The sequence below is a fragment of the Streptomyces sp. NRRL WC-3549 genome (assembly GCF_000721935.1).
Taxonomy (GTDB): Bacteria; Actinomycetota; Actinomycetes; order Streptomycetales; family Streptomycetaceae; genus Streptomyces.
The window spans coordinates 45,981-47,231 of record NZ_KL585414.1 but is presented as its reverse complement, the minus strand read 5'-3'; the positions used below and the strand labels follow the sequence as shown (position 1 = coordinate 47,231).

Genomic DNA, 1,251 nt, shown 5'->3' with positions numbered 1-1,251 from the left:
TGTATAAGAGACAGCCCATGACGACGGCTTCGACCGGATCACCCACCAGGTCCTCTACTACCCGTCGCTCGATCTGGAATTCGACGTCGACCGCTACCCGTCGCTGAGGGAGAACGCCGTCGGCTACGGCCTGGAGACCGCCGGGCTGAAGCCGTTCAACGCGTTCTACCTCGACAGCGGCGCCGACCCCGCCGACCCGGTCGTGTCGCCCATCAAGCGGGCCGACCTCACCGGCCTGCCGCCGGCCCTGGTCGTCACCGCCGGACACGACCCGATGCGAGACGAGGGCGAGCTGTACGGCGCCCGGCTGCGCGACGCCGGCGTCCCGGCGACGGTCAGCCGGTACGAGGGCGCGGGCCACGGCTTCGTCCAGCACTTCTCGTGGATCCCGGAGTACCACCGGGTCTTCGAGGAGACCGCCGCCTTCCTCGGCCGGCGCTGAACCCGAAGGGAGGGAACACCATGACGCACGACCCGGTCGCCGTCCACCCCCTGGTCTCGCCCTGGGGCCGGTTCGGGCTGTACAGCTTCTTCATCGACGCGCCCGAACCGGCGATCGTCGACACCGGGATCGCCTCCTCGCCCGTCGAGGGCATGGCCCCGGCGCTCGAGGCGATCGGACGCCGTATCGAGGACGTGCGGTGGATCCTGCTGACGCACGGTCACATCGATCACGTCGGCGGTGCGCACGCCCTGTGGGAGCTCACCGGACGCCGCGCCCGCGTCGTGGTCCACGAGGCCGACGCACCGATGCTCCGCTCGCGCCGCGCGCACGTCGAGGAGTACCTCGCCGGACGGGGCCGGTACCTGGCCGACCCCGACGGCGAGGCCAAGGTGACGGCCGCCGCGAACGCCGTCATCTCCGGCGAGATGGAGCCCTCCCTGCTGGTGAAGGGCGGCGAGACGCTGTCCCTCGGCGGTGACGTCACCGTGTCGGTGCACGCGATCCCCGGCCACACGCCGGGCTCCGTCGCGTACGTCGTCGACGGGCAGCGCTCCGTCTTCACCGGCGACGCCGTCCAGGTCCACGGCGCCGCCAACGGCTTCCCCGGCTACACGGACCCCGCGGCCTACCGCGCGAGCCTGGAGCACCTGCGCGACGAGGTCCGCCCGCGCCACCTCTACCTGGGGCACCCCTACAGCCGCGCCGACGGCACCCCGTACGGCGTCGAACTCGACGAGACACAGGCCCAGGAGGCCATCACCCAGAGTCTGGACATCGAGGAGCGGGTCGCCACGGCCGCCTGCGGA

Annotated in this window: 2 protein-coding genes; both read left to right on the top strand. The window is 71.9% G+C overall.

Annotation, left to right across the window (positions count from 1 at the left end):
* Window positions 1–37 precede the first annotated feature (37 nt).
* A complete protein-coding gene (locus tag IH13_RS0121450; protein ID WP_420713383.1) occupies window positions 38–442 on the top strand; it encodes an alpha/beta hydrolase fold domain-containing protein in 405 nt (134 codons plus the stop codon).
* 20 nt (window positions 443–462) lie between these two features.
* Window positions 463–1,251: MBL fold metallo-hydrolase (locus tag IH13_RS0121445; RefSeq protein WP_031086842.1), on the top strand; the 789-nt coding region annotated here is incomplete at its 3' end.